Source organism: Aminobacter sp. LjRoot7 (genome assembly GCF_964252895.1).
Lineage (GTDB): Bacteria > Pseudomonadota > Alphaproteobacteria > Rhizobiales > Rhizobiaceae > Aminobacter > Aminobacter aminovorans_B.
Window position 1 is genome coordinate 1 of record NZ_CAXUPX020000030.1, and the last position, 2,667, is coordinate 2,667.

Sequence of the window (2,667 nt, forward strand, 5' to 3'; positions counted from 1 at the left end):
TCGGCTTCGGCAACGACCCAGAGGCCGTCGACGTCGTCATGCTTGGCGAGCACCGCCGCAAGCTCCGCCGTATGCCCGGTGACGATGTTGATCGCGCCAGCGGGAATGTCTGAGTACTCGAGCACCTGGTAGAGGTCGGTGGCAACGAGCGGGGCGATGGAGGACGGCACCACGACGGTGGTGTTGCCCATGGCAAGTGCCGGGGCGAGCAGCGAGACCAAGCCGAGCAGCGGCGCCTCGTCGGGGGCGACGATGCCGATGACACCGACTGGTTCATGCAGGGCGAGCGTGACGGTGCGTGCCGGCGGCTGGTGCACCCTGCCCTCGAACTTGTCGGCCATGCCGGCGTAGTAGAACAGCCGCTCGATCGAGGTTTCCACTTCTGACTTGGCGGCCTTGTGGCTGGCACCGGTCAGTTCGACGATGCGGGTCGCGAACTCTTCCGCGCGGCCGGACAGGTTCTCGGCGAGATAATAGAGCACCTGCGCCCGGTTATAGGCTGTCGCTTCCGGCCAGGCCTTGCAGGCGCGCGCCGCCGAGACCGCGTCACGGATGTCCTTGCGGCTGCCCAAGCCGACCTCGCCCGCAAGCTTGCCCTTGGAGGTCAGAACCGGCAGCGCATAGTTGCCGTCGGGCCGCACCTGCTTGCCGGCGATGAACAATTTTGCGGTGCGGTCGATGCCGTTTGGCTCACCATTGTCGCGCGCGGCCGGCTTCGGTGCTGCTGCTGGCTTGATGACAGGACCATGCGGCTCGTTCGGCGCCAGATATTCCTCCAGCCCCTCGCGCCCGCCCTCGCGGCCAAAGCCACTCTCGCGGTAGCCGCCGAAGCCGCAGGCTGCGTCGAACATGTTGGTGCCGTTGATCCAGACCACGCCAGCCTTGAGCTGCGGGGCGACATGCAAGGCGAGATTGACGTTTTCGCTCCACACCGAGGCCGCAAGGCCATAACGTGTGTTGTTGGCGAGTTCGACCGCTTCTTCGGTGTTGCGGAAGCTCATGGTGGCGAGCACCGGTCCGAACACCTCCTCCTGGGCAAGGATATTGGCGGGCGCGACACCCGTCGCCAGCGTCGGCAGGTGGTAATAGCCTGTATCAGGCACGTCCTGGTCGGGCTGCCAGCAGACCGCACCTTGTCTTGCACCTTCCTCGACAAGGCGCCTGACGCGGTCGAGCTGGCTCTTGTCGACCAGCGGGCCGATATCGGTGTTCTTGTCCAATGGCGCACCGACGCGCAGCCGGCTCATGCGTGTCTTGACCTTGGCGATGAAGGCCTCGGCAACGCTCTCCTGCACCAGAAGCCGCGAGCCGGCGCAGCAGACCTGGCCCTGGTTGAACCAGATGCCGTCGACAAGTCCTTCGACGGCACTGTCGAGATCGGCGTCTTCGAAGACGATGAAAGCCGACTTGCCGCCGAGCTCCAGCGACAGCTTTTTGCCACTACCCGCGGTCGCCTTGCGGATGATCTTGCCCACTTCCGACGAGCCGGTGAAGGCGATCTTGTCGATGCCGGCATGGTTGACGATCGCCGCCCCCGCCTCGGGCCCGCCATGGACGATGTTGACCACGCCTTTGGGCACGCCTGATCGTTCGCATATCTCGGCAAACAGGATCGCCGTCAGCGGAGTGAACTCGGCCGGCTTGAGCACCACGGTGCAGCCGGTGGCGAGCGCGGGTGCGATCTTCCAGGCGAGCATCAGAAGCGGAAAGTTCCACGGGATGATCTGGCCAACGACACCCGCAGCCTTGCGGCCCGGGAACTCGCTCGCGAGCGACTGGGCCCAGCCGGCATGGTGGATGAAATGACGGATCGCCAGGGGCACGTCGATGTCGCGGCTCTCGCGGATCGGCTTGCCGTTGTCGAGGCTTTCCAGCACCGCAAACAGGCGCTGGTGGCGCTGCATGGCGCGGCCGATGGCATAAAGCACCTTGGCCCGCTCATAGCCCGAGGCAGCACTCCACTTGGGCAGCGCCTTGCGCGCGGCGGCAACGGCCACCTCGATGTCGGCGGCGGAGGCATCCGACACCTTGGCCAGAAGCTTACCATCAGAGGGATCGGATGTGTCAAAGCTCTTGCCGTCGATGCCGGCGCGCCAGTCGCCCGCGATGAACAGCGACTTGGCAAAGTCGCGGGCCGCAAGCCAGGCATCGGCTTCACTGCGGGCCTCGGGGGCTGGGGCGTAATCCATGGCGTGGTATCGTTCGAGAATGTTCATGAGAGGCCTCCTTCACCCTCCCCCTCGTGGGGAGGGTCGATCGGCATCGCCGATCGGGGTGGGGGTTATTTGCTCTTTGATCTGTTCATAGGACACAATCGGCTGGCCGCTTACCCCCACCCCGCGCCTGCGGCGCGACCCTCCCCACAAGGGGGAGGGTAAGGGGAAAAAAACCTCACGCCATGGCGTGGCGGTGGTTGGCCGAGTAGCGGCCGCTGATGTGGTGTTCGAGCTGGCGTTCGATGTCGGTCAAAAGGCTCGACGCACCGAAGCGGAACAGCTCGGGTTCGAGCCAGGGCCGGCCGAGCTCTTCTTTCATCAGCACCAGCCAGTCGAGCGAGACTTTTGCCGTCGAGATGCCGCCGGCCGGCTTGAAGCCGATGAGGTAGCCGGTCTGCTCGTGATAGGCGCGGATCGCTCTGACCATGGCGAGGCCGACGGGCAGCGTCGC

Annotated in this window: 1 protein-coding gene and 1 pseudogene; both read right to left on the reverse strand. The window is 65.3% G+C overall.

Annotation, left to right across the window (positions count from 1 at the left end; all coding sequences use genetic code 11):
* On the reverse strand, positions 1-2,216 hold a 2,216-nt coding region (locus ACSQ3E_RS30735; protein ID WP_436125498.1), incomplete at its 3' end, for an aldehyde dehydrogenase family protein.
* Between the two features lie 175 nt (positions 2,217-2,391).
* Positions 2,392-2,667 (reverse strand): annotated as a pseudogene (locus ACSQ3E_RS30740) (deoxyribose-phosphate aldolase); the annotation flags it as partial.